This window comes from Acinetobacter sp. A2 (genome assembly GCF_048537555.1).
In the GTDB taxonomy this organism is placed as follows: domain Bacteria; phylum Pseudomonadota; class Gammaproteobacteria; order Pseudomonadales; family Moraxellaceae; genus Acinetobacter.
The window spans coordinates 355,168-380,772 of sequence record NZ_CP183239.1 but is presented as its reverse complement, the minus strand read 5'-3'; the positions used below and the strand labels follow the sequence as shown (position 1 = coordinate 380,772).

Genomic DNA, 25,605 nt, shown 5'->3' with positions numbered 1-25,605 from the left:
ACCAAAAAAGGAGCACATTTCAATGCAGATTACTTTCAAACACACCCTTGCTCCCATGCTGATCGGTCTGGCTTTGGGTCTAACTGCCTGCGAACAGAAAAATGTTGAGCATGCCGACCAACTCAGCCCAGAAGATCAAATCATGCAAAATCAGGTCGAACAGGCTGCAATTCAGCCCTTTGAAATGACTGCAGATGACTCGCATGATATTCAATTGCTGACAGATTATGAACAGCGTCACGAGCAAATGAGTGAAGATATGTTGGATGAATTGGAACGCTTGCATGAAGCCAAGCAACTTGATGCAGCCTTTGCACAGAGCCGCTTACAGGACAATATGCAATCTGCCTTAGCCATGCTGAAAGACTTAGATTTAAAAACCCCACAAGGGCGCTATATTCAAGGTTTAATGAGCAATTATTGGGAACAACAAGCAGCTTATCTAAGCAGCCAAACATCTACAGCAGCATATCCAATTCGTGCAGAACAGCGCCAGCAAGGTTTGCAAGATTTATTACAAGCACAGCAACAACTCGAACATTGGCGTGAGCAATATCCTCAGCTTGATGAATAATGCATTTTAGGGATGCTGCTGTAAATACTGATGTACCCCTTCAGCAGCAGCACGGCCAGTGGCAAAACAGGCTGTTAGCAAATAACCACCTGTCGGAGCATCCCAATCCAGCATTTCACCACAAAGAAAAACCTGAGGATTAGAATTTAACTGTAATTGTGGCGACAATACCTCACGCTTCACCCCACCCGCACAGCTAATTGCTTCTTCAATCGGCCGAAAGCTTGTTAAAGGCACATTTAGTTTTTTAATCTGCTGCGCCAATCGTTGCGGTTGTTGCCAAAGTGTTTTATCCACCAGTTCACGTACAATCGCAGCCTTTGCGGCATCAAGTCCCGCCTTGCGCCATACATTGCTTAACGACTGTTTTTTAGAAGGTTGTAACTTTTGACTGAGTTGCTCAATGCTTAAATCGGGTAATAAATCTAGATATAACTGCATTGGTTGCTGTGCTTGCTGTAACTGTCGCAGCGCACGCCCCTGCTTATAAATTAGGCCACTTTCCAAACCATAATGGCTGATCACAATATCGCCCATGCTCGGCTCAGTACCTTCCACCCATGCCTGCACACGTTTTAAAGGCTGCCCCAATACAGGCTGCATATAGTTTGACCAATGACATTCCACCCCAGCATTGCTGGCCTGAAAAGGCTGAATTTCATTGGCAGACAACCAACGCTGCCATGCACCATCGCTACCCAGTTTTGACCAAGATACCGCACCGCATGCCATTACAATTGCAGCAAACTGCTGCTGCTCAGTCTGTGCCGTAGTTAAATTTAAAATACTGAGTTGATTGTGTTTTAAATCACACACCTGATGTCGATAATGAAATTGCACACTTGCATCGGCTAAACGCTTTAACCAAGCACGCAGTAAAGGGGCTGCTTTCATTTCTTGTGGAAAAATCCGCCCCGATGAACCTACATAGGATTGAATACCTAAACCCTGCATCCAGTTTTGAATCCACGTGGCATCCCATTGCTGAATCCATGGCGCCAACCATTCCGCCTGATCATAACGCTGAATAAATTGTGCAACTGGTTCGGCATGTGAAATATTTAGACCCGTTTTGCCTGCCATCAAAAATTTACGTGCTGCTGAAGGTTTTTGCTCATAGACATGCACCTCATAGGCATACTGACTCAGCACTTCGGCAGCCATTAAGCCAGCAGGGCCTGCACCAATAATTGCAATGCGCTGTTTCATGCCTATTTACTCAGCAACTGAGCTTGAGTCTGCGGAAGATTTTGTTTCAACTGTTTCAGCAGGCATTAAAACTGGCTGCTGTCCCTGTAAAGGCTGAAAATCATCAAAACGAGTTTGATAACCTGCTGGCTTAGTGATACGCAATTCCTGACAACGCTCGCCACGGGCTAAATATTTAATTTCAAAATGGGTACGTGCCGAATCTGTAGGTACATCTTGCTGAATAAACGGCAGTTTCCACACCTCAATCAACTGCTGCTGTGCTTCTGCGATATATTCAGGAATATTACTGACCAAAGTAATACTGCCGCCTGTTTGTAGGCGTGACAGTAAAAACTCAAAAAACGGCATATTCAACCAACGCTGCGTGGCGTTATGCGGTTCTGGGTTCGGATAAAGAATAAAGAACTGTGCCACTTGTGCAGGGAATAAAGCATGCACAATCCATGGAATCGCATCGGCATGAACAATCTGTAAATTCTGCTGACCTTCCAGCTGATGCTGTTTTTGCATCGCCAAAAATTTTTCACGGGTGCGTTCAATTGCAATCAACTTGTGCTCAGGATACTGCCCGCTAAACAATAGGGCGTGTTTGCCTTTTCCTGCCCCAATTTCTACACAAACCGATTCATTGGCAATGGCTTGAAAATCACGAGGGGCATGCATACGCTGTGCTTGAAATTGACGAATTGGCATAATCAGATCAAACTTACAAAATTCGGCACAAGTCTACCAAGTCAGGTGCTATTTGCCTAATCCAATCCTGCATTTTTCATTTGGAGTTGATCATGCCACGCACTTTTCCTTGCCCACGTTGTGGCGAACCTTCGCAATGGGAAAATAATCCATTTCGTCCCTTTTGTTCCGAACGTTGCAAGCTCATTGATTTAGGTGCATGGGCAAATGATGAATACAGACTGCCAACGCAGGATGCGCCTCAAGCAGAAAATTCTGAAGAATAAGCAATAAATTACCACGCCAAATATTGCCTAAAACTACACGCAGTTTCATGGAATTTTTCACATTTTTAGAAAAATTGCTCAAAACTTAGTTGTTCTATAATTGCTTTCAGCAGAAATAGCACAGGTTATACTTTGCACTGTTCGTGACTCCGTCACTGCACATAACAATAAAGAAAGCAAAAAATAACCTAGGAACATCTCACCATGGAAATCATGTTAAAAGGAATTGTAATGCTGTGTATTTTACTGTTCCTTAAAATGTATTCAAACATACTCAAGGACTAATTCGCACTCTGTTAATGTCTTGTTGCCAAGCGTGTAACTAGAGCCTGAGTCGGTCAGTTCCGACTTGTAGCGGTCAGTCCGTTCTTGCAATATACGCTTTACAGTTTTATAAGGCGTATAACGACTTATCTCATTGTCGTTTAATCTTGCAAGCACGTTTCTCGCAGCATTCCAATCAGCTTGCACAACTTCCCCATTGAAACGGTGAAAACGATCTCCCTTACGTGTACCTATTAAAAGGCCATGCAAGAAAGAATCACTTTGCGAAGTATATGCAGAATTGACTAGATGCACCGTAGAACCTCTACGGTGAGATATAGAAGTTAGGGCATTAGCTAACAAACCTTTAGCCCATGTATTTAAGCGTCTATTGGTGTTTTTGCCATAGTTGCGTTTACTTTGAATTGGGGATGTTAAATCTTCCGCAACAATCACTTTGGCTTTATCAACCAACTTGTGAGTTGCTGTAAATATTAATGTTTTGAGCTTTGCTTTTTGAGTATCTTGTCGCTTATCTAGTTTTTTTCGACCTAGATTATTTAACTCAATTTTCTGTTTCTTGTGTGGTTTAGCTTTAGCAATCGCTCTGAGCTTGTTTCTGTGCTTGTACTTTTGATTTAAATAATCTGATTCACTTGAGATCAGCTTGCCTAGACCACTCCCATATACATCGCCATCAGAGTCCACAAAAGCTTCTGAGTACCCTTTATCAACACCTACTGTTTCCTGACCACAATCTTGTGTTTCAACTGCATCATAGGTTGAATGAACTTCAATATTGCCATTTTTTAGAATAATTCTTAATGTGCCTTGCGGTGCAAAATCAACAGTCGTATTTAATGGGATTTTAATGGTTTGTCGAGGGACTAGACTCGGCACTTTAAGCCAACATTGACCATTTAACTCAAAGGTTTTACACATATCCGCACGAACAATAATTTGATTATGTGTGTGATTAACACCATGCTTAAAGTGATTACGCATTTGACGATGGAGGAAATTATCAGTCATCCATTCATCTTTTTTAAGCAAGGTGTATAGTCTTTTTTGTTCATTATTACAGGAGGTGCGTTTTCGGATCGCCTGCTTTACTTTGTCTTTTGATGCTTCTCGATAGGCTTTAATATCACCTATGCAATCACGTAGCGTTTCTTTCCACGCATTTGCAGAAACACCAAAGTCACGACTTTCTTTCATCCACGCATCACGAATAGCTCTGTCACTGATATTCAAACCTGAAATAGCACCATATTTAGCCCACACCTCGCTACGAATACGACCAAGTAAAACAGCTTGTTTCTCAAGCTGTTTGTACTTTTGCACATTCAAGTTTTTACAGTGATGAATGCGTGTTAATTTCACAAAGTCATGCCTAGGTTAAGGGATTGGATAATCAATAGATATGGATGCTAATATACCAAGACACTCACCTAAAATACAAAAGATAATCATTTAAATCTCTAATAAATACCCACCTTGCCACTACTGAATCGACATGGACAAAATGAGCACTTATGCAAATATTTGTCTATATTTTTAGTTATAGTTAATTACTCTCTACCAGCAGTTTAGGCTTTGGACTATATGCGCATGATTTACTCATGCTGTGCATAGGCATCTTACTGACAATTTTTACAATGCTGTTTGCAATTGAAAGCAAACAAATGCTGAATAATCCCTTTCGCAAATAAAAAAGTCAGCGACTGCTGACTTTTTCTTAAAGTATAAATACACACTGCTTCTAACCTGCTTGCCCTGCTACAAACGGGTTATGCTGTTTTTCAAAACCAATGGTGCTGATTGGCCCATGACCTGAAATAAACTGGGTGTCATCAGGCAAACTGAAACACTCACGCTGAATTGAATCTAATAATTGTTGATGATTACCGCGCGGAAAATCTGTACGACCTATTGACCCTTTAAATAGCACATCACCCGTCCACAAAATGCCATATTTGGCGTTATAGAACATCACATGACCTGGAGTATGTCCTGGGGCATAGCGTACTTCAAAACTTTCTTCACCAAGTTTTAGTACTTCACCACCGTCTAGCCACTGGCTCACAGTGACTTGTTCAGGGATAGGAAAACCATAACGCGCAGACACTTCTTGCAACTGATCTAGCCAAAATGCATCTTCTTTCTGTGGACCAATCACAGGAACATTCCAGTGATGTTGCAAAGCACCCACTGCACCAGCATGGTCTAAATGTCCATGCGTTAGCCATAAGGCTTTTACGGTTAAACCCAAAGCTTCTACTTCGGATTTTAATTTTTCAGGTTCACCACCCGCATCAATCAAAACTGCTTCTTTGGTTTCAGCATCCCAAACAATTGAGCAGTTTTGTTGAAATGCAGTTACAGGAACAATTTTGACTTGCAACATAGGTCTAGACCTCAAAATTTAATGGGCGAGCTGAAGCTTTAAAGCCTCAAGATTAGCCTGAAGTAAATGATTGAGCAAATCCAAATGATCGGCACGGGTATTTAAGGCAGGAATATAGGCGTATTGCTCTCCACCTGCCTGCAAAAACAGCTCTGAATTTTGAATCGCTAATTCTTCTAGGGTTTCCAGACAATCTGCAGAAAAAGCAGGGCTCATGATCTGCACAGATTTCACCCCCTGCTGCCCCCACTCTTCTAACAAAACATCCGTATAGGGCTTAACCCATTCCTGCTTGCCAAAACGTGACTGGAAACTGATTGCCCATTGCTGTTCATTTAAATTCAATGCATCGGCAACCAATTGCGCAGTGATACGGCAACGCTCGGCATAAGGGTCGCCCTTATCTGCATAGGGTTGTGGAATGCCATGAAATGACATCAACAATTTTTCTGCCACACCATGTTCGGCCTGAAAGTCACGTACACTTTGTGCCAAAGCCTGTATATATAAAGGATGCTGATAATAATCACGAATGATCGACAGCCCAGGTAAATTACGTTGCTTCGGAATCCAGTGGGCAACGGCATCGTACAAAGGCGCAGTGGATGTAGCTGAATACTGCGGGAACAGCGGAAATAAAATCACATGATCAGGCGGGTTTTGACTCAAACGTGCTAACGCTTGCTGAATCCCTGGATTGCCATAGGTCATCACAGGCACAATATCTAATTCAATCTCTGGATACTGTGATGCCAACTGTTGCTTTAAAGCCGCAACCTGTTGCAGCAAAATTTCCCGCATGGGTGAATCTTGCTGCCATACCATGGCATACGCATGCGCAACACGTTTGGGGCGAAACGGCAAAATGAATAAACCTAAAATAATTTGCCAAATCGGTTTAGGGATTTCAATCACGCGCTGATCAGACAAAAACTGCTTTAAAAAACGGCGTACTGCACTTGCAGTAGGTTCATCAGGCGTACCTAAATTGGCTAAAAGAACGGTTACTTTGGGTTTTGCTGTAGGCAACATTCAGCCCTCTTGTCTACTGATCGAACCCCGCTACTTTAACAGTTTTTTGAGCACTGATTGATAGATTAATACGGTGTCTTTGCTTGGACCTGATCTAGCAAATTACTCTCTAACAACTTTTGCGCTTTCAGGGTGGTTTGCCAGAGCATCCGTTGTCGGTCATCGCGGCCTGCTTGCACAATCCAGTCATTCTGACGCATTTGCATTTTAATATTGTGCAAAGCCCGAATATTAATTTGCGAACGAGCAACCGCATGCGCACGTGGCATGATCCGACGTGCATCATCCAGCCCCGTTTCATTTAAATATTCATTCATGCGTTTAGAAAAATATTCTTCAGGTGTCGGGTGAATAAAAGTGCTGCCAAGCACAGCAAGCAACTGCGCCCAAGTTAGACTTTTTTCAATCTTTAATTCTTTAAAATTACCATCCTGATAGGCATGCATACGATATTCAAACCGATAAGGCTCATGCATAGACACTTTGGGTAAGTTTAAAAATGGGTCTTCTTCACGCTTACCAATTTCAGTTTCTAATTGTCTTAATTTATTCTTTAAACGCTCAATTTCATCATGCAAGGCTTGCGTATTTTGTGGACGCACCCAACCTGTGGTCGGATAACGCTCCAACATTTGCGACATGTTAAAACGAACAGCCAACTCTAAATCACGCATGGTTCGGTAGCTAAAGACCTGATCAACCTCTTGCTGTAGCAATTTGCGAAATTCTTTAAATTTTTCACGCAGTTCAGGCTTTTCATCATGTAACGATGGATCTCTTGAATCTGGATCTTCATGCATAAAAACCACAATCGGTTTTTGTTTGGTCACGGCATAGATATATTCTAAATGCATGTAACCCACGCCCGATACCGATTGCTCACCATATTGGCTGCCCAGTAATATCACCACATAATCGCAATCATCAATTTGACGACGTGCAAAAGCGGTACTGAGTGGGGTGCGTTGCTCTAATCCCCACGAAAAAAAACCCATTCCCACCAATGTTTGAGCCAAGATCACCCGTTCTGGCTGCATATCTGCCCCAGAAGTCGAGATAAAGACCTGATAGCGCTTATCGAGCATTGGTTTCCCCTTCTCCGTTACACATTACACGTCACGAACCGTTTACGTGTCCTGCATATCCCCAATGATAAAAATTGTCATAAAGTCAGTTGTCAGCATCCACATTTGCGATACTCCAAGAAATATTGCCTGGAATAAGATGCTGCAACACGGGCTTTAATTGTTCTGCATTGTTCCCGCTGACATAACACTCAATTTGTAAAGTATCTGCCAAACTTTGTTCAAATAATAACTCATTTTTAATTAAAATGCGGGAAGTTTGACGCGCAACGGCAATTCCTGAGTCAATTAATGTCAGTTTCTGACCAAAAATGGACTCAATCGCAGGTTTTAGGAAAGGATAATGGGTACAACCGAGTACCAAATAGTCCGCGCCCTGATCGACCACAGGTTGCAAACTCTGCTGTAAGGAACTTAAACATGCCTCACTCATTTGCGCCCCTTGCTCAACAAAAGGCACTAAATCTAGATTGGTGACATTCAAGACTTGCACTTGAGCAGGAATCGCAAAACGCTGCATCACATCTTTAATAAGTTGTCCGCGAAAAGTCGCAGGCGTCGCAAGTACAGCCACAGTTTTGCTTTGGCTATTTAATACGGCAGGCTTTAAAGCAGGCACTAAACCAATAATGGGAAAATCTTCGCCGTAATGATCGCGCAGATAATCTAGACTAAAAGCAGAAGCAGTATTACACGCCACGACCGCAACTTTACAACCTTGTCGATATAACCATTCGATTGCAGCTGCAGTGAGTTCTCGAATATTTTGATCATCACGTGGGCCATACGGCACATGTGCAGTATCGGCATAATAAAGGATGCGCTCATTGGGCAAATATTCTGCAATTTCAATGGCAACTGACAAGCCTCCTATGCCCGAATCAAAAATACCAATTGGCGCACTGGCTTGTGCTTTTGGCATGGCTTGATTTAAGGGCGAAACAGGATGAATGGCTGTCATAGCAAGAGATTCAGCAATACAAAATGGGATGAATAAAGCTTAAACCTCAGCTGCTTAAATGCAAGTGCAAATCACCACTTTTCAATGATAAAATCGTTTCGCCCTGCGCATTTTCACTCAGCTCACCCAATTCCACCAAATGTAAAAAAGCCGCACGCTGAATCAGGGCATTAATACCAAAACGCACATGCACATAAGGACGCAGCTCACCTGCATATTCACGCATAAAAATAGGATGCTCGGCATCAACAATCACAATATCCTGATGTGTAGTGATAAGTTGAATATAATTTTGCTGTCCGATTTCGACCACATCAACCTGATTGATGAACAAAGGCTCATCTTCTACCTGGATTTCAATTTGTTCCACTGGGGTTTTTAAATAAAACTTGCCCTGCTCTTTCCATAACACACTAGAAAACAGATCAACCAATGCCTGACGTTTGATCAATTGACCTTCGTGCCACCATTCTCCATTGGCTTTGACCAGCAAATCCATTGCTCCACAATGCTTTGGATGCCATTGCTCCAAAGGAGGGATTGATCTTTTGTGACCTGACTGTCCAGTTTTTATATATTGTGCAATGTGCATTAAATTTTTATTATCAGCCGTAGCTACATTTTCTGTCGGTTTGATTGAATTATCGTCATGCTTCATGCTGCAGTACCTTACTGACGGAAAAATAATACGATTCAGCCAATTGGCTAAGACTCGGTTTAAAACTATACTAGCTCACAATACTTACCCATACTGTAAAAGACACGATTAAATTTGTGTCTGGCAACTAAAAATACTCATGGCAGCACCGTTGCTTGATGCGGTTGCCACCTTCAATTATATGAGGAGTCCTACATGGAACACATCGAACGTGAATCGATGGAGTTTGACGTAGTCATCGTAGGCGCAGGCCCTGCGGGTCTTTCTGCTGCGATCAAAATTCGTCAACTTGCAATTGAAAACAATTTAAATGATCTGTCCGTTTGTGTGGTCGAAAAAGGCTCTGAAGTTGGTGCGCATATCCTTTCGGGTGCAATTCTTGAGCCTCGCGCCATCAACGAGTTATTTCCTAACTGGAAAGAAGAAGGTGCGCCTTTAAATGTGCCTGTGACTGAAGATAAAACTTTCTTCTTGATGTCACCTGAAAAAGCTCAGCAAGCACCGCATTGGATGGTGCCTAAAACCATGCATAACGATGGTAACTACGTGATCTCGTTAGGCAACGTGGTGCGTTGGTTAGGTCAAAAAGCCGAAGAATTAGAAGTTTCTATTTTCCCTGGCTTTGCGGCATCTGAAATTCTTTACCATGCCGATGGTACGGTTAAAGGCATCCAAACTGGTGACATGGGCATTGCTAAAGATGGCGAGCCAACGCATAACTTCACACCGGGTTATGAACTACATGCCAAATACACCATTTTCGCAGAAGGCTGTCGTGGTCATTTAGGTAAGCATTTAATCCAGCAATTCAATTTGGATAAAGATGCTGACCCACAACACTACGGGATTGGTATTAAAGAGTTATGGGAAATTGACCCTGCCAAGCACAAACCTGGCTTAGTTATGCACGGTGCAGGCTGGCCATTAAGTGAAACGGGTTCTTCTGGCGGTTGGTGGTTATACCACGCAGAAAACAACCAAGTGACTTTGGGTATGATTGTGGACTTGTCTTATACCAACCCACACATGTATCCATTTATGGAAATGCAACGCTGGAAAACTCACCCACTGATCAAGCAATATTTGGAAGGTGGTAAACGTATTTCTTATGGCGCGCGTGCAGTGACTAAAGGTGGCTTTAACTCATTGCCAAAATTCACTTTCCCTGGTGGTTCTTTAATTGGTGATGATGCGGGCTTCTTAAACTTTGCCAAAATCAAAGGCTCTCACACAGCCATGAAATCTGGCATGCTTTGCGGTGAAGCGGTATTTGAAGCGATTGCTGCGGGTGTCGCAAAAGGCGGTGATTTAGCAATTGCCCGTGTCACTGAAGGCGAAGATTTCTTTGTTAAAGAATTGACTGCCTACACAGAAAAATTCAACAACAGCTGGCTGAAAGAAGAACTTTATAGCGCACGTAACTTTGGCCCTGCAATGCATAAGTTTGGTCAATGGATGGGTGGTGCGTTTAACTTTATCGACCAGAACGTGTTTAAAGTACCATTTACCCTGCATGATTTAGTGCCTGACTTTAGCGCACTCAAAACTGTAGATGCAGTGAGCTTTAAACCGAACTATCCAAAACCAGATGGCAAGCTGACTTTTGACCGTTTATCTTCGGTGTTTGTATCCAATACTGTGCATGAAGAAAACCAACCTGCACATTTGAAATTAACCAATGCAGACATTCCTGTAAACGTGAACTTACCAAAATGGGATGAGCCAGCTCAACGCTACTGCCCTGCAGGTGTTTATGAAATCATGGAAAATGATGATGGTTCAAAACGCTTCCAGATTAACGCAGCGAACTGTGTGCACTGTAAAACTTGTGACATTAAAGACCCATCACAGAACATCACTTGGGTAACACCTGAAGGTGGCGGTGGTCCGAATTACCCGAATATGTAATTGCGAATCGCAATTGAGAAACCCAAAAGCAGTGCCTCGGCACTGCTTTTTTATACACAGTTTACAAAATTACCAAGGTCTCATAATCCCTTACATTTTTCAGGTATTTCTCTATTCAAAAGCAGGCGATTGAATAACTTTCCTTGTTATGCTGTTTTTGCTTATTTTTTATCTTTTCTATTTTTAGTTTTTTATTTCGTTTTTTTCAGACTTGAACAACCGAAAATGTTGTTTTGTCAGCTTTTATACAATGCTATTCGGCATTTTATGCAGCACTTAGCACGGTAGCAAAATGTTGTAGATGCTGACTAAAACTGACTTGAGTGGAGTATAAAGCAGTACTTTGAGTTTTATCTTGCTCAAGCATTTGGTTGTTCTTCTTATTTTCATTAGAAGAGGAATTCCAACATGCTTAATTTAACAGACACCCTCAACCAACTTAAAAATGTGCAGGCACAACCTGCAGTCAGCTTATTTCTACCCACACATCGTACCTTTCCAGACAATCAGCAAGATGTGATTGCTCTTAAAAACCAACTTAAACAACTCGAAGAACGCCTGTTGGCAGACTATGACAAACGTCTGGTGGCACAAATTTTAGAACAGATTCATCATCAAACCAAAGATTTGAATCCCAACTACCATTTAGACAGTCTGGCTATTTTTGCCACAGCCGACAGTGCACAAGTACTGCGTCTGCCATTCCCTACCCAAGAACGTATTGTGATTGATCAACAATTTTCAGTGCGTGATTTTATTCGTGAGCTATCTTATGCAGTGCAATACTATGTGGTAGTGATCAGTCGTGAAGTTGGACGTCTGATTAAGGCCTCCAATGATCGTGTAATCCATGAGTTTTCTGTAGATGACAGCGACTTGAATGAACGACTGCCACATGGTGCATTTCCTGTTCAAAATGATAACTTATATAGCACCAGCGGTGCAGAACGTGCCACAGCCGCCAATGAAGACCGTTTACTCAAAGAGTTTTTAAACCGTGTCGATAAAAATGTGCAAACTGTACGTGCCAGTGAGCCATTGGGCTTGGTCATTGTGGGTGATCGACGCAATATCAGTTTTTATGAATCTATTTGCGACCAACCCAATGCCATTATTTTCAGTGTAGATAACGTCACTCAGCTAGAACAAGGCAGCGCACAACACATTATTGACAGTATTCAGACCGAGCTAAAAAGCCATCAACAACAATTGCATCAGCAACATGCGCAGCAACTGGATGAACTCTATGCCAGTGACCGTGTTGTGACCGATCTGCAGCAAATTTATCAGGCAGTGTTGCAAAATAATGTCGATACTTTATATGTTCAACAAGGCTACATGCAGACAGGTTGGGTCGATACCGACCAGCAACGAATTTATCTAGATCAAGCGCACGCACCTGACAGCGCACAAGCCACAGACGATGTGATCAACCATATTATTGATGCAGCACAGCAACACGCTGCCAATATCGTATTTATTCCTGCCGATTATTTACAGTCCAAAGCACCACTGACTTTAATGAGTCGCTATGCGGTCTAAAACTCAGTCCATTTGACTGTGATCTAAAAAACAGCCATGCAGATTTATCTACATGGCTGTTTCAATCAAGATTCAAACTTCTCATTCATACGCAAATCTACGCTTTTTCATGACTTTCTCATGAATAAAACGATCAATTAGAATCGAGTCGTTACCGCCAACTGTACCCGATGACTGTCGCTATGTGATCGCCCGCTATATTCATAATTCAAATTGAGAAAACTATGTTGTCCAAAGTGAAGTTGTGAACCTAAGGCAGCATGATATTGACCTTGATCGGCATGCCATGCATCAAACTTCAGTTTCTCCGCTGTGCCTACATAATGGGTATCTAAATATGCTTTTTCCTGAATCGGTTGGCTGTAATACAAGCTGCCTTGCAATTGCCATGCTGGATTCAACTGGTAATTGGCTTGCAAACCTGCACCAAAATTCCAGCGCTGCATCACCAAATCATCTAAGCTGTTGACACCATCCTGCTGAGTTTGTTCGGCATGAACATAATGTTGGAACGAAGCGTCTAAATACGGTTGAATCTGCATTTTTTGACTGAGTGGATAGCTATAATCTAGACGCAAACCTGCGGCATACATTTGTCCATCAAACTGTATTTTTTGTGCTTGAGCATGACCACGCTGCGCGTCAACATCCACCTGCATGCCTTTTAACCATGCCGCGACACTTAAATCACGATTAAGCTGCTGTGCTGTCCCCATAGTTAGTGCATAGGCTTTGCTCTGACTGCTATTTTTTGAGCCTGTTTGTACGGCATCATCTAAGTTCAGTTGACTGAAATCGGCCTGCGCTGCCAAGGTCATCCCTGCCAGTTTTGTTGCCACACCAACACCTTGATGATGACTACGGCGCTCACTATTTAAGCCGACATAATCCATATCATAACTTTGGTAATCACCCGAAAACCAAAGCTGTTTGGGTTGTGCGGTTGCCAAACGCTGTGCAAACTGACGTTCTTGCTTGCTGCTTTCTTCTGCGACATTTAAAACGGTATTGGCATAAAAACTTGGATCAAGTTGATGAAACAGTTGATTCAATGCCTGCGTAGAAACTGTACTTTCAGCAGCATTGCTATAACGTATAGTTTGAGCAAAATTGTTAAATAAGCGATTGGCAAAAACTTTTTCAGCATCTTCCAGCGTTTCTAACTGTTGTTTCTGATCAAGACTTGCTAAAACTACATCTAAATTACGGGCAACCTGAGTACGTCCTTCAAGTTCAGCAGCAAGAGCCGCCACCGTTTCAGTCGATTTACGCTTTGCCGTAATCACCACATCGGTATTGATTGTATCTGCCGCACGTACAGGCTCGCCCGTTGCATTCAGTTCAGGACGATAACTAACTTGTGTCAACTCAAATAATGGATTGCTTGAGCGATAAGCATCGAACTCACGCTGTACGCCTTGTTGCGCACGTAATACGGTAGTTTGTGAACCTTGTGCAGTAATAAGTGGCTGATCAAGTGGCACTTCATCAAACAGGTTCAAAGTCCCTGCCAAATTGGCGGTTCCCGTTACCGTCAGCAAATTGCCAAAACGTGCTTTAAAACCCGCATGTTGCTGCTGATCTGCAGCAATCTGCATCGAATAGTTGCCTGTGATGGTTAAATTGCCTTCATTATTCAGCCAGCCACCAGTTTGCTGCACATCTGCAATACGGCCATAGCCCGTTAGCTCACCTGCATGCAACTGAAATTTTGATGGCCCATTATTGCCATTAATTTCCAGCACACCACCGCGCACAATCGAATCGCCCAAATACTGGTTATTGCCTGTAAACACCAACTTGCCTTCACCCGATTTGGTAAAGCCTTTATCCCCAAATATTCTGCAATCGAACTCAATAAACTGATCGCATTATAGGCTAATTTTTTCATATATTAAAAAATAATTTAAATTATTTTGTTAAAAATCAATAATTAAAATACAATCTAAGTTCACATTTTACAAATGGTTTTTTACACCTTACACATAACGTCGCATAATTTTGCACCAGCACACAGCAAGCTAAAAAAATGCATAAAAGTTAAAAAGCATCCCCCAAAAATGTGCGATGCCTAACGCAAGAAATGGATACTTTCAGCATTTTTCAGTTTGAGCTGTGATGCGGGTTCAATATTTGAATCATTAAAAAAATAAAGATGTCTTGGACGTTCAAAAACACAAAAGGCATATTTCAATTTGCACAAATAACAAATGAAATATGCCTGTATTGATCACATTATTTTTATAGTTATCGTTATTTCATGATGGGCGGTTTCAGTGCGAATACTTTTTCATTAACCTTTTTTCACCAAATAGTGAAACTCTTTATTGCCTTGCTCATCTAGGCGCTCTTCTTGCAATAACAACTCATGCCCTAAATGCATGCAAAATTTTGGAATATCCCAAGACGTAGAGTTGTCTGTTGCAAAAACCTCAACTACATCGCCCGATTTAGATTTGCGAATGGCTTGATGCAACATCATCACAGGTTCAGGGCAACGCAAACCGCGCGTATTTAATTGAATGCTAGGTGTGAGAGGAAGTTCAGACATGCACAGACTCGGTATTTAAAACATCGCGTTAGTTTAGCATAAAGCACACTCTTATTTGATGTGTTGCCGCTGCATCCCACAGCATTTGCGCATGACGTCTTTGCCCTACTTTTCTACCAAGATTAGCAATAGACAACTGTGTTTTCTAAGGTATGATTAAGCTAAGTTTTTTAGATATAAAGAGTCTTTAGGAAAGATCATGCACGAGGAATCAGGCCCATCGTGGGGTATGCGTGGCTTAAGAAAATGGTTAGGCACCGCGCCAGAAACCCGCGATGAATTGCTAAAATTAGTACAAGATTCACGTCGTTTTTTAGAACCCGATACGGTGGCAATGCTCGAAGGTGTTCTGGATTTACCTGCCACCAAAATTCGTGAAGTGATGACCCCACGTACCGCGATGATTAGCTTGCAGGAAGATGACGAGTTACTCGACATTCTGCACGTTTTGGTCGAATCGGCACATTCACGTTTTCCTGTGTTTTCATCTGACCAACCAGACAATGTGGTGGGAATTTTATTGGCAAAAGATTTATTGCCATTACTGACCGAACAAAGAACTAAAGTCGATATTCGTGCCCTCATGCGTCAGCCATTGTTTGTGCCTGAAAGTGCACGTTCAGACCAAGTATTGCGCATGCTTAAAAACACTCAAACCCATATTGCGGTTGTGATTGATGAATACGGCACCACTTCAGGTTTGGTCACGCTAGAAGACATTTTGGAAGAGATTGTCGGTGAAATTGAAGATGAACACGACAATATAGACGAAGAAGCAGAATACATTATTCCAGATAATGACCCGAAAACTGCAAACACTTGGCTGGTACAAGCACTTACACCAATCGAACATTTTAACAATGTTTTAGATGCAGATTTTTCTGACGATGAAGTAGAAACTGTGGGTGGTTTATTGCTTCAAGAAATTGGTTTAGTGAGTGACTTGCAAGGACAAGTGATTGTGATTGGCAATTGGGAGTTCACCATTCTTGAAGCAGATGCCCGCACTATTCATCTGATTCGAGCCGTACGTCAATGAGGTCTTTTTTTTCCAAGCTGTCCAATGCTTCAGAACATCAACAACTGCCTCTGATTTATCCACTCATCATTGCGCTGTTAGCAGGTGCCGTATTTAGTCTGGCACTTGCCCCTTATCATTACTGGTGGATTGCCCTGCTGTCACCAGCTTTACTGTATGCCAGCTTAAGCAAACGCAACCCTAAACAGGCTTTCTTTATCGGTTGGTCTTACGGGATCGGGCTTTGGTTTGTTGGTGCTTTCTGGCTCTATACATCTATTCATGTCTACGGCGATACCAACGCTTTTTTAAGCGTGGTGATGATTGCGATTATGGCCTTGCTCATGGGGCTGTTTACTGCCGTGCAGACGTGGTTGTATCGGCGGTTTTTCCCTGAAACACCTCTGACCTTCGCTCCACTGTGGGTATTTTTTGAATGGGCGAAAACTTGGGTATTTACAGGTTTTCCATGGCTATTTGCAGGCTATGCCTTCACCGAACGCTTTTTAGATAGCTATGCACCGCTGTTTGGTATTTTCGGGGTGTCTTTTGTGGTCATTCTACTGGCCTGTGCACTGGTAGAAATCCTGAAAAAACGAATCTTCTGGCTTATTCCATCTGCAATTTTACTCTTGGGCGCATGGGGGGCAGCGCAACTCAGTTTTGTGACTGAAAAAGCAGAAAAGCCGCTGTCGGTTTCTCTGATTCAGGGCAACATTCCACAAGACTTAAAGTGGCTCACAGAATACCAAATCAAGACACTGGAAATTTATACTCGCCTGACCCGGACCGAATGGGGACGAGACATTATTGTCTGGCCGGAGTCTTCAATTCCAATGTTCCAGACCGATATTGAACCGTTTTTAGATGCCATGAAAACACAGGCAGAGAAAACAGGCAGTTCATGGGTCACGGGTATTCCGTACTGGGACTTGCCAGAATCACAAGTTCAGCAACATCCAATGTATTACAACAGTATTATGGCAACAGGTGATACCGCAGAAGGCTTGTATAAAAAACAACGTTTGGTGCCTTTTGGTGAATACATTCCACTTTCAGGCTTACTGAGCTGGGTTTTACCTGCTATGCAAAATGACCCATCGATGAGTGGTTTTTCACGGGGTGCATCAGATCAAAAACCGCTTTCCATTAAGCAGCATGATTTGGGTGCAGCCATTTGTTATGAAGTAGCCTATCCGAACCTGACCCGCAGAAATGCCAGCCAAAGTGACTTTTTGGTAACCGTATCTAATGATGCGTGGTTTACTGGTACCGCAGGGCCGCTGCAACACTTACAAATGGTGCAAATGCGTGCCAAAGAAAATGGACGCTGGTTTATTCGTGCCACCAATACAGGGGTGACTGCATTTATTGATCATCATGGTCGTATTGTAAAACAAGCACCAATGGATCAAGAGTTTGTGCTACGCGGTGAGTTGCCTGCCATGCAAGGTGAAACACTGTATAGTCGACTCAGCGATTGGCCTGTGCTGATTTTCTCATTGCTGTTATTAATTCTGGGCTGGATTTATCGACCACGTCAGGTAGATGTCTCGTTTAAATCACGGCGCTAATGATGCAGCTCAGGCAAAATAACTTAAAAAACCGAGCTATGCTCGGTTTTTTATTTCATCATATCGATAACAACGGCTATAGATGTTGAATCTATTTGCTTTATAAATGCAGCGTATACCACATTCAATAAACATTAAGGCTGATAATAAATATCGGCATCGGTGCCTTCACCACCTTGCTGACCATCTGCACCAAATGAATACAAATCAAACGTACGTCCTTCCGCACCTGGAATCACATATTGAATGTCATTATCCCAACTGTCTTTCGGATAGCCCCCTTTCACATAACCGCCAGGCAACCAGTTTTTAGCCGATGCAGGCTGATTCACCAAAGCATCTAAACCGCCATCTTGCATAGATGGATATTTACCATTGTCGAGTTTATATTGATCCAGCGCCCCTGCTACTCCTTTTAAAGTAATGGCAGTGGTATCCACTTTGGCTTTTTCACCACGTCCCATCACATTCGGTACGATTAAGGCAGCCAACACCCCTAAAATGACAATCACCACCATCACTTCAATCAGGGTAAAACCAGATTGCTTATTGAGTTGATTCCGTTTCATTCAATTTCTCTCATGTATTTATATCAATTCGACATTTATTTTAAGTTCAGTTTGAAGAAGGATGCTTCAAAACGATTTAAATCATATTGTTCATATTCACAATTGGCAGCATCACCGCAATTACAATCACCAATACAATACTGGCCATCAACACTAACATGAGCGGTTCCAACAGTGCCAACAAGGTTGAAATCAGCGTGGTCACTTCACGATCCTGCATCACCGAGGCACGTGACAACATGCGGTCTAACTCACCCGAGGCTTCGCCACTTTTGATCATTTGTACCATCATCGGTGGAAAATAACCACTCCGCTCCAATTGAGTCGCCAAGTTACCACCTTCGGTCACTTTTTCTGCTGCCAAATTGACAGAATCACGAATCACCCAATTATTGCTAACTGCCGCTCCTATTTTCAGCGCGTCGACCAACGGCACACCTGACTGAGTCAGAATAGACAAGGTACTGGCAAAACGTGCTGCATTAATACCGCGTGATAACTTGCCAAATAACGGCAATTTTAAGGTTAAACGGTCAAAGGCATAATGCCCTGCCTGAGTACGTAAAAAACGAGCCAACAATAAAACCCCAATCACCGATGCCACCAGTAAAAATAGCCATGCTGCACGGATAAAATCACTGGCTTTCATTAAAGCTACGGTAATCCACGGCAAAGCATCTTTACTTTGGTCAAAGGTTTTAACAATGTCGGGCACCACATAGGTCATTAAGCCCATTACAATCGCAAAGGACATCAGCATTAAAATGATGGGATAAATCATGGCGCCTTGAATTTTTTTCTGCATGGCAAAACGATTTTCGGTGTAGTCTGCCAATTGTTCCAGAATTAAATCCAGATGCCCTGAACGCTCACCTGCGGCAATGGTCGCAATATATAAGTCTGGAAAACGTCCCGATTGCTGTAAAGCATTGGCCAGTGAATAGCCTTCTAGTACTTTGGAGCGCACCGACATCAGCAAATTTTGCACGTGCGCTTTTTCACTTTGCTTGCCCACTGCACGAACCGCTTCTTCCAATGGAATTGAGGCTGCCACCAATACTGACAATTGTCGGGTCAGCAAAGCCAAATCATAGGCGGTAATTTTTTTCTGAAACCACTGTCTGCCGCTGTGCTTATCTTTCTGTTCAACGGCATCGACACTGACAGGAATCCATTCTTTGTCCCGCAATTGCTGACGAATTTGACGTGCAGAATCGCCCTCTAAAACACCTTTTTGCTGCTTCCCTGAAGCGTCAATGGCAGTAAATTGATATGCTGGCATTGTAATGCTCTAATTTTCCAAAATTTCTTGCAGCGCAGTTGCGTCTGACCACTAAAATCATTCATATTCTTAGATATAAATTCTGTGCTCACTCTATCACAAGCCAACACAGAGCACGATGCCAATTTTCACAGGACGGTACGACTTTTTTATGCCAGATTCGACTTTAGACCCGCAGCCCATTTACCGTATTCGAGTGGCTGTACCCGTATATCTTTATGACTGCTTCGATTACATGCTCAGTGCAGCACAATATCAGCAAGCAGCCGTTGGCGCACGGGTGTTGGTGTCCTTTGGTCGGCAAAACTTGGTTGGGATTATTGTCGAAAAACTGGCGCTCGACACCCCAATTAACCCACGTTTTAAACTCAAAGCCATTACCGAACTGTTAGATGAACAAGCGATTTTAGACGCTAAAGTTTTAACTTTGTTGACATGGGCATCACAATATTACCAATTTCCCATTGGTGAAGTGATGCACAGCGCTTTGCCAAGTTTATTGCGTCAAGCCAAGCCCTATAATTTGCTGGCTCGAACTTGGAAACTGCTAGATGCACAGGCCGAGGCTAAAATTAAACGCTCAGAAAAGCAGCAGGAAGCCTATAAAATTTTAAAGCTGCATCCAACGGGTACTTCTGAAAATATTTTAAATTTAGCAGGCATTGAAACCGCCACCCTAAAAGCTTTGGCAAGCAAAGAAATTTGCGAATGTGTTTTGGAAACCCAAGATTTCAGCCCAATGCCTGTCACTTTGGCACAAATGCCTTTAACACCCAATCCCGATCAGAAAAAAGCCATCGACAGCGTACTTAAAGTTCGGCAGCAATATAAAGCTTTTTTACTAGATGGCTTAACGGGCAGCGGCAAAACTGAAGTGTATTTGCACATCATGCATGAGGTGCTAAAACAGGGCAAACAAGTGCTGGTGTTAGTCCCAGAAATTGGACTGACCCCACAAACCATCAGCCGTTTTCAGTCACGTTTTCACTGCCATATTGCCCTCTTACATTCGGGTTTAAATGATTCGAAACGTTTGCAAGCGTGGCAGGCGGCACAAACAGGCAAAGCGTCTATTATTTTAGGCACACGCTCTGCGATTTATACTCCATTGCCAAATTTGGGCTTGATTATTTTAGATGAAGAACACGACCTGTCTTTTAAACAACAAGAAGGTTTTCGCTATCATGCTCGAGATGTCGCCCTTTACCGTGGCCATTTGGAAAATTGCCCTGTTATTTTAGGTTCAGCTACACCAAGTATTGACAGTTATGCCTTGGTCGATCAAGGCAAAATGCAGTGTTTGGAGCTGAATCAACGGGCAGGCACCGCGCTTATGCCTAAAATCCACCTGATTGATTTAAAAATTGCCAAAAAACAGCATGGCATCAGTCAACAATTGATTGATGAAATGAAAAAACGTCTGGCAAAAAAAGAACAAGTCTTGGTGTTTTTAAACCGACGTGGCTATGCCCCAGTCCTGATTTGTGAAAATTGTGCCTGGCAAGCCAAATGCCCACATTGTGATGCCAACTTTACCCTGCATCATCAACCTTATGTGCATTTACACTGCCACCATTGCGGAACAATTCACCGCAAACCTGAGCAATGCCCTGCCTGCAACCATGAAGAACTCAAACCTGTGGGCATGGGTACCGCCAAAGTGGAAGACAGTCTAAATGAACTGTTCCCAGATATAGATGTGATTCGGGTAGATCGTGACTCAACCAGTCGTGTCGGCAGCTGGCAAAAAATTTATGACCGTATTCAACGCAGTGAACCCCTAATTTTACTGGGCACACAAATGCTGGCCAAAGGACATCACTTTCCTTATGTAACCTTGGTGGCTATTTTAGATATCGATTCAGGCTTGCTCAGTGTTGATATTCGCGCACCTGAACGTACCGCCCAACTGATTGTGCAAGTGGCAGGACGTGCAGGGCGTGGTGAACATAAAGGCGATGTTTATTTGCAAAGTTTACGTCCTGATCATCCTTTACTCACCACCTTGGTCGAGGGAGATTACCGCAAGTTTGCCAAACAAAGTTTAAAAGAGCGCAAAGCCGCGCAACTGCCGCCATATCGTTATACTGCGCTGATTCGCTGTGAGTCCAAAAGTCAGGAATTAAACCAACAGTTTTTACAACAACATGCGCAATGGCTCAGGGAACATTCCGAACAATTAATTGATATTTGGGGGCCTATTCCTGCGCCAATGGAACGTAAGGCAGGTCGTTTCCAAGCGCACATGGTGCTATTGTCTAAAGATCGGGCGCGCTTACATTTTTATATCAGGAACTGGTGGCAAAATATGTTGCATGAAAAGCCATCCAGCATGAAACTAAGTTTAGATATAGATCCACAAGAATTTAGCTAACCCAGTAAATTGCTGTTTTGGCTGCAAAACCCTGTATTGCAATAATCCACCGCTTTAAACTTTGGATGCCCACATGTCCTTATTGTTACAAATGACCATTTTTTTGGGTGCTTCTTTGCTACTAGTGCCCTTACTAAAACGCTTTGGCATTGCCACAGTGCTGGGCTATTTGTTTACAGGCATCTTACTTGGCCCAAGTGTTTTCAATATTGCCAGCGACCCGGATGCCATTCAGGAATTGGCAGAGTACGGCGTGGTCTTCCTGATGTTTATTATTGGCTTGGAACTACGTCCACAACGACTATGGGATATGCGTAAACCCATTTTTGTTTTAGGCAGTTTACAGGTCGGCATTACAGGCGTTTTACTGGCTGTGTTGGCATTTTTTGCCTTACAGCAAGGCATTGCTGCAAGCGTGGTAATTGGTTTTGCATTAGCGCTGTCCTCCACCGCATTTGTGCTGCAAATGCTGCAAGAAAAGCAACAACTCAATAGCAGTTATGGGCAGCAATCCTTTTCAATCTTACTGTTTCAAGATATCGCCGCAATTCCTTTAATTGCCATGATTCCCATGCTGGCAGGTGCTGAATCTACCCACCATGGTATTGCCTACTTTGCAGCCATTATTGCCACCTTTAGCGGACTGTTTTTATTTAGCCGTTATCTAATGCGTCCCTTCTTCCGTTTTGTGGCCAAAAGTGGTGCACATGAACTGATCACGGCAGTAGGTCTATTCATTGTGCTCGGCGTGGTCAGCATTATGGATGTGCTGGGCATTAGCACCACTTTAGGCGCATTTTTAACGGGTGTCTTGTTGGCCGACTCTGAATTTCGTCATGAACTCGAAGCCAGCATTGCACCCTTTAAGGGTCTGTTACTGGGCCTATTCTTTATGACTGTAGGTATGAGCACCCAGCTTTCCTTGTTGGTGGAACAGCCATGGTTGATTATTGGCGGTGCGTTGGGCTTAATGCTCATCAAACTGCTAACCCTAACGGCCATTGCACGTTATTTTGAATATTCTTGGCGCAATAGTTTGCTCTTGGCAACGTGCTTGGCTCAAGGCGGTGAGTTTGCCTTTGTGGTGCTGAGCGTTGCGCAAAGTGAAAGTGTGCTCAGTCAAGCCATGCTGCAACCGCTGACTTTGATTGTGACGTTGTCGATGGTACTGACCCCAATTTTATATTGGTTGATGAGCAGTCAAATTATCCCGCGTTTGGAGCGGGAAAAAATACCTGTGTATGATGAGATTCCCGATGCGCATCCGCCTATGATCATTGCAGGCTTTGGCCGTTTTGGACAAATCATTGCCCGTGTGGCGCATTTACAGCATCAGCACTTTACCGCAATTGACAGTAATATCGACAAAATTGATTTTGTGCGTAATTATGGCGGCAAAGTCTATTATGGCGATGCCACCCAACCTGAAATTTTACGTGCCGCAGGCATTCAACATGCCCAAATTTTTATTTTAGCCATTGATGATATTGAAGATTCAATGAATGTCGCACGACATATTCGCCTGAATTATCCTGAATTGAAATTATTGGTACGTGCCCGTGACCGCCATCACGTGCATTTATTACGTGATTTAGGCGTGACCCATATTTGGCGGGAAACCTATTTATCCTCCTTGGGCATGGCCTATCAGGCTTTGCGTGATTTGGGTATTAATGAAGATGATGCCTATAAAAGTATTGAATTGTTCCGTGATTATGATGAAAAGCTATTGGCACAGCAGCAACATATTTATACCGATGAACAAAAAATTTATGAAACCCATCGTAATGCCTTGGCCGAATTAGAACACCTGTTTGAAAGTGATGCACAAAACCGTGAAATGCCACTCGGGGTCGATTTAAAACGTGGCTTACATAGTGGTCATATTGATGTAACACGTGATGCAGCAAACTGACTTGTGTTTTACAATAATGCCACCATTAAAACAGGGTTATGGAGAATTTTATGTCTGATTTACGCCAACGCTTTTTTATTGAAGATAGCCCTGTTCGTGGTGAGGTAGTTCATCTCGAAGATGCTTTGCAAACCATTCTAGAACAACGTGACTATGTGCCAGCGGTACAAGTATTGTTGGGCGAAATGCTTTGCGCCACTGCATTGTTGGCCAGTACCCTAAAAATTAAGGGTCGCATCAGCCTACAAATTCAGGCATCTGGCACGTTTAAGTGGGCCATGGCTGAATGTAACCACTTGGGTGAAGTCCGTGCGTTGGCAGACTACGAACCAGATCCACACTTTTTAACTGCAGAAGACAGCAGCACCGTACTGAAAAGTCTGGTCAGCCCTGTGTTGTTTATTAACATTGAGCCAGAATTTGGTGAACGTTATCAAGGGATTGTACCGTTAGATAAAGCCAATTTAGCCGAATGTTTAATGCAGTATTATGACTTATCTGCACAAATTCCTACCCGTATTGTGTTAGCCAGCAATGCAGAACGTGCAGGCGGCTTACTAATTCAACTGTTGCCACGTAACAGTGAAGAAGAACAACAACGAGTCGATGAAGATTTATGGCCACGTGTGACTATGCTCACGGAAACCTTAAAGGCCGAAGAATTGACAGATTTAGAAGTCAATGAAATTCTGTACCGTTTATACAATGAAGAACAAGTGCGTTTACCTGAAGTAGAAGCACTGCGTTTTGGTTGTACCTGTTCTAAAGAACGCTGTGCTAATGCGTTAATTCAAATTGGTGTCGCTGCAGTACGTGAAACACTGGAATATCAAAATCCAATTACTATGGATTGCCAATTCTGTAGCGCACAATATACCTTCAGTGCCGAAGAAGCACTTGGCTTATTTGGAGAACACTTAAGCTAAATTTTGTGATCCAAACCAAGAAAACCATAAAAAATGAGCAGCCTTGACTGCTCATTTTTTATTTCTGCTTTGAGCATCGTTAAAAGCTATCATCCCTTTATTTTTCATGTGATTTATTTCACAAAACTTTCATGTAATTACTAGAAAATACCGCAAAAATTGGGTATAAATAATCCCATATTTTTTTTATGCCTTTATGTTTTGGCTGTCTTCATTGTTGGATGTTAATTTTATGAACACACTGTTCTTCTCTCGTTTAGCTTTCATAAGCGCAATCTGCTGTTCAAGTCTGGCTTATGCAGCCAATGCTGACCCGCTCGTGGGTAAATGGAAAACTTTAGATTACCGTACAGGATTTTCATTGTCAGATGTTGTCATGAGCAAAGACAAACAAGGTGCTTATGCCGCCAAGATTGTAGAACTCCGTGCTGTACCTGGTGCACCACGTCTGGAAAGCTGCACACTGTGCACTGGTAAAAATAAAGATAAGCCACTCATGGGTTTTGTGCCATTAAGCCACTTAAAAGCGACACCAAGCAATCAAATTGAATTTTATGAAGGTGATTATTTAGACCCACGTACGGGTAAGCAATATAAAACGCGCGCACGCCTAAGCAGTAACGGCAAACATTTAACCCTCTACAATGTAGATATTTCTACCAATGCCAGCCGTAAAATGACTTGGATTAAATACTAGTCGCTGTTCTTTCCCCATCTCTTTTTAAGCGATAAAAGTCTGAAATGATTGATATATCCTAAATTGGACTTTTATCGCACTCATCAAAACAATAGCT

The 25,605-nt window shown here is 42.7% G+C and carries 22 protein-coding genes; 10 read left to right on the top strand and 12 right to left on the bottom strand.

The window, feature by feature from the left end; translation table 11 throughout:
- The first annotated feature begins 22 nt into the window (after positions 1-22).
- Positions 23-574 (top strand): hypothetical protein, encoded by a 552-nt coding sequence (locus ACNS8M_RS01695; protein ID WP_168417542.1) that lies wholly within the window; start codon positions 23-25, stop codon positions 572-574.
- A gap of 6 nt (positions 575-580) precedes the next feature.
- On the opposite strand, the gene ACNS8M_RS01690 is transcribed toward ACNS8M_RS01695, so the two are convergent.
- Together ACNS8M_RS01690 and ACNS8M_RS01685 are read right to left on the bottom strand one after the other, a co-directional pair.
- Positions 581-1,783 carry a TIGR03862 family flavoprotein gene (locus ACNS8M_RS01690; protein WP_168417543.1) on the bottom strand — a complete coding sequence of 401 codons (1,203 nt, stop codon included), beginning with the start codon at positions 1,781-1,783 and terminating at the stop codon, positions 581-583.
- Between the two features lie 6 nt (positions 1,784-1,789).
- On the bottom strand, positions 1,790-2,485 hold the full coding sequence (locus ACNS8M_RS01685) for an SAM-dependent methyltransferase (RefSeq protein WP_317097759.1): 696 nt from the start codon (positions 2,483-2,485) through the stop codon (positions 1,790-1,792).
- Positions 2,486-2,571: 86 nt separating this feature from the next.
- Between ACNS8M_RS01685 and ACNS8M_RS01680 the strand changes: the two genes are divergently transcribed.
- Positions 2,572-2,745 (top strand): DNA gyrase inhibitor YacG, encoded by a 174-nt coding sequence (locus tag ACNS8M_RS01680; RefSeq protein WP_004975985.1) that lies wholly within the window; start codon positions 2,572-2,574, stop codon positions 2,743-2,745.
- A 264-nt stretch (positions 2,746-3,009) separates the two neighbouring features.
- Here ACNS8M_RS01680 and ACNS8M_RS01675 read toward each other — a convergent pair whose 3' ends face one another.
- The 6 genes from ACNS8M_RS01675 to ACNS8M_RS01650 all read right to left on the bottom strand — a co-directional run bounded on the left by ACNS8M_RS01675 (position 3,010) and on the right by ACNS8M_RS01650 (position 9,152).
- Positions 3,010-4,392, bottom strand: coding sequence for a transposase (locus ACNS8M_RS01675; protein ID WP_317305210.1), 1,383 nt, complete (start codon positions 4,390-4,392; stop codon positions 3,010-3,012).
- A 379-nt stretch (positions 4,393-4,771) separates the two neighbouring features.
- Positions 4,772-5,416, bottom strand: coding sequence for an MBL fold metallo-hydrolase (locus ACNS8M_RS01670; protein ID WP_419225045.1), 645 nt, complete (start codon positions 5,414-5,416; stop codon positions 4,772-4,774).
- 18 nt (positions 5,417-5,434) lie between these two features.
- Positions 5,435-6,448: a ferrochelatase gene (gene hemH / locus ACNS8M_RS01665; protein ID WP_168460391.1), complete on the bottom strand. Its 1,014-nt coding sequence runs from the start codon at positions 6,446-6,448 to the stop codon at positions 5,435-5,437.
- A 65-nt stretch (positions 6,449-6,513) separates the two neighbouring features.
- Entirely contained in the window at positions 6,514-7,533 is a 1,020-nt protein-coding gene (locus ACNS8M_RS01660; RefSeq protein ID WP_168417547.1) for a DUF4062 domain-containing protein, read from the bottom strand.
- Positions 7,534-7,618: 85 nt separating this feature from the next.
- A complete protein-coding gene (gene murI, locus ACNS8M_RS01655; RefSeq protein WP_419225044.1) occupies positions 7,619-8,494 on the bottom strand; it encodes a glutamate racemase in 876 nt (291 codons plus the stop codon).
- Between the two features lie 46 nt (positions 8,495-8,540).
- Positions 8,541-9,152, bottom strand: a complete 612-nt coding sequence (locus ACNS8M_RS01650; RefSeq protein ID WP_004975967.1) for a DUF1285 domain-containing protein — start codon at positions 9,150-9,152, stop codon at positions 8,541-8,543.
- Between the two features lie 195 nt (positions 9,153-9,347).
- On the opposite strand from ACNS8M_RS01650, the gene ACNS8M_RS01645 reads away from it, so the two are divergent.
- Both ACNS8M_RS01645 and ACNS8M_RS01640 read left to right on the top strand, forming a co-directional pair.
- Complete coding sequence (locus ACNS8M_RS01645; protein WP_419225043.1) at positions 9,348-11,060, top strand: 4Fe-4S dicluster domain-containing protein; 1,713 nt, start codon at positions 9,348-9,350, stop codon at positions 11,058-11,060.
- 408 nt (positions 11,061-11,468) lie between these two features.
- Positions 11,469-12,602 carry a hypothetical protein gene (locus tag ACNS8M_RS01640; RefSeq protein ID WP_104852982.1) on the top strand — a complete coding sequence of 378 codons (1,134 nt, stop codon included), beginning with the start codon at positions 11,469-11,471 and terminating at the stop codon, positions 12,600-12,602.
- 137 nt (positions 12,603-12,739) lie between these two features.
- On the opposite strand, the gene ACNS8M_RS01635 is transcribed toward ACNS8M_RS01640, so the two are convergent.
- Both ACNS8M_RS01635 and tusA read right to left on the bottom strand, forming a co-directional pair.
- Positions 12,740-14,398, bottom strand: coding sequence for an autotransporter outer membrane beta-barrel domain-containing protein (locus ACNS8M_RS01635; protein WP_419225042.1), 1,659 nt, complete (start codon positions 14,396-14,398; stop codon positions 12,740-12,742).
- 497 nt (positions 14,399-14,895) lie between these two features.
- Positions 14,896-15,153: a sulfurtransferase TusA gene (gene tusA, locus ACNS8M_RS01630; protein WP_180060555.1), complete on the bottom strand. Its 258-nt coding sequence runs from the start codon at positions 15,151-15,153 to the stop codon at positions 14,896-14,898.
- A gap of 199 nt (positions 15,154-15,352) precedes the next feature.
- On the opposite strand from tusA, the gene ACNS8M_RS01625 reads away from it, so the two are divergent.
- Both ACNS8M_RS01625 and lnt read left to right on the top strand, forming a co-directional pair.
- The gene (locus ACNS8M_RS01625) at positions 15,353-16,192 is read left to right on the top strand and encodes a CBS domain-containing protein (RefSeq protein ID WP_104852977.1); all 840 of its coding nucleotides are present in this window, start codon (positions 15,353-15,355) and stop codon (positions 16,190-16,192) included.
- Positions 16,189-17,745, top strand: a complete 1,557-nt coding sequence (gene lnt / locus ACNS8M_RS01620; protein ID WP_168525215.1) for an apolipoprotein N-acyltransferase — start codon at positions 16,189-16,191, stop codon at positions 17,743-17,745. Before ACNS8M_RS01625 ends, lnt begins: the two co-directional genes overlap by 4 nt.
- A gap of 134 nt (positions 17,746-17,879) precedes the next feature.
- Here the strand turns inward: lnt and gspG are convergent, their stop codons facing one another.
- Both gspG and gspF read right to left on the bottom strand, forming a co-directional pair.
- Positions 17,880-18,314 carry a type II secretion system major pseudopilin GspG gene (gene gspG / locus ACNS8M_RS01615; protein WP_104852975.1) on the bottom strand — a complete coding sequence of 145 codons (435 nt, stop codon included), beginning with the start codon at positions 18,312-18,314 and terminating at the stop codon, positions 17,880-17,882.
- 76 nt (positions 18,315-18,390) lie between these two features.
- Positions 18,391-19,596 carry a type II secretion system inner membrane protein GspF gene (gspF, locus tag ACNS8M_RS01610; RefSeq protein ID WP_419225041.1) on the bottom strand — a complete coding sequence of 402 codons (1,206 nt, stop codon included), beginning with the start codon at positions 19,594-19,596 and terminating at the stop codon, positions 18,391-18,393.
- Between the two features lie 151 nt (positions 19,597-19,747).
- On the opposite strand from gspF, the gene ACNS8M_RS01605 reads away from it, so the two are divergent.
- The 4 genes from ACNS8M_RS01605 (at position 19,748) to ACNS8M_RS01590 (ending at position 25,508) form a co-directional block, all read left to right on the top strand.
- A complete protein-coding gene (locus ACNS8M_RS01605; RefSeq protein ID WP_419225040.1) occupies positions 19,748-21,970 on the top strand; it encodes a primosomal protein N' in 2,223 nt (740 codons plus the stop codon).
- A 73-nt stretch (positions 21,971-22,043) separates the two neighbouring features.
- The gene (locus ACNS8M_RS01600; RefSeq protein ID WP_104852972.1) at positions 22,044-23,885 is read left to right on the top strand and encodes a monovalent cation:proton antiporter-2 (CPA2) family protein; all 1,842 of its coding nucleotides are present in this window, start codon (positions 22,044-22,046) and stop codon (positions 23,883-23,885) included.
- A gap of 50 nt (positions 23,886-23,935) precedes the next feature.
- Positions 23,936-24,811 carry an Hsp33 family molecular chaperone HslO gene (locus ACNS8M_RS01595; RefSeq protein ID WP_419225039.1) on the top strand — a complete coding sequence of 292 codons (876 nt, stop codon included), beginning with the start codon at positions 23,936-23,938 and terminating at the stop codon, positions 24,809-24,811.
- Between the two features lie 232 nt (positions 24,812-25,043).
- Positions 25,044-25,508, top strand: coding sequence for a DUF2147 domain-containing protein (locus ACNS8M_RS01590; RefSeq protein ID WP_168417555.1), 465 nt, complete (start codon positions 25,044-25,046; stop codon positions 25,506-25,508).
- Positions 25,509-25,605: the final 97 nt, after the last annotated feature.

What these genes read in the sequence shown, in the direction of transcription:
- ACNS8M_RS01695 (WP_168417542.1), top strand. Translation starts at nt 23, where the DNA reads ATGCAGATTACTTTCAAACACACCCTTGCTCCCATGCTGATCGGTCTG.
- ACNS8M_RS01690 (WP_168417543.1), bottom strand. Translation starts at nt 1,783, where the DNA reads ATGAAACAGCGCATTGCAATTATTGGTGCAGGCCCTGCTGGCTTAATG.
- ACNS8M_RS01680 (WP_004975985.1), top strand. Translation starts at nt 2,572, where the DNA reads ATGCCACGCACTTTTCCTTGCCCACGTTGTGGCGAACCTTCGCAATGG.
- ACNS8M_RS01670 (WP_419225045.1), bottom strand. Translation starts at nt 5,416, where the DNA reads ATGTTGCAAGTCAAAATTGTTCCTGTAACTGCATTTCAACAAAACTGC.
- hemH (WP_168460391.1), bottom strand. Translation starts at nt 6,448, where the DNA reads ATGTTGCCTACAGCAAAACCCAAAGTAACCGTTCTTTTAGCCAATTTA.
- ACNS8M_RS01660 (WP_168417547.1), bottom strand. Translation starts at nt 7,533, where the DNA reads ATGCTCGATAAGCGCTATCAGGTCTTTATCTCGACTTCTGGGGCAGAT.
- murI (WP_419225044.1), bottom strand. Translation starts at nt 8,494, where the DNA reads ATGACAGCCATTCATCCTGTTTCGCCCTTAAATCAAGCCATGCCAAAA.
- ACNS8M_RS01650 (WP_004975967.1), bottom strand. Translation starts at nt 9,152, where the DNA reads ATGAAGCATGACGATAATTCAATCAAACCGACAGAAAATGTAGCTACG.
- ACNS8M_RS01645 (WP_419225043.1), top strand. Translation starts at nt 9,348, where the DNA reads ATGGAACACATCGAACGTGAATCGATGGAGTTTGACGTAGTCATCGTA.
- ACNS8M_RS01640 (WP_104852982.1), top strand. Translation starts at nt 11,469, where the DNA reads ATGCTTAATTTAACAGACACCCTCAACCAACTTAAAAATGTGCAGGCA.
- tusA (WP_180060555.1), bottom strand. Translation starts at nt 15,153, where the DNA reads ATGTCTGAACTTCCTCTCACACCTAGCATTCAATTAAATACGCGCGGT.
- ACNS8M_RS01625 (WP_104852977.1), top strand. Translation starts at nt 15,353, where the DNA reads ATGCACGAGGAATCAGGCCCATCGTGGGGTATGCGTGGCTTAAGAAAA.
- lnt (WP_168525215.1), top strand. Translation starts at nt 16,189, where the DNA reads ATGAGGTCTTTTTTTTCCAAGCTGTCCAATGCTTCAGAACATCAACAA.
- gspG (WP_104852975.1), bottom strand. Translation starts at nt 18,314, where the DNA reads ATGAAACGGAATCAACTCAATAAGCAATCTGGTTTTACCCTGATTGAA.
- gspF (WP_419225041.1), bottom strand. Translation starts at nt 19,596, where the DNA reads ATGCCAGCATATCAATTTACTGCCATTGACGCTTCAGGGAAGCAGCAA.
- ACNS8M_RS01605 (WP_419225040.1), top strand. Translation starts at nt 19,748, where the DNA reads ATGCCAGATTCGACTTTAGACCCGCAGCCCATTTACCGTATTCGAGTG.
- ACNS8M_RS01600 (WP_104852972.1), top strand. Translation starts at nt 22,044, where the DNA reads ATGTCCTTATTGTTACAAATGACCATTTTTTTGGGTGCTTCTTTGCTA.
- ACNS8M_RS01595 (WP_419225039.1), top strand. Translation starts at nt 23,936, where the DNA reads ATGTCTGATTTACGCCAACGCTTTTTTATTGAAGATAGCCCTGTTCGT.
- ACNS8M_RS01590 (WP_168417555.1), top strand. Translation starts at nt 25,044, where the DNA reads ATGAACACACTGTTCTTCTCTCGTTTAGCTTTCATAAGCGCAATCTGC.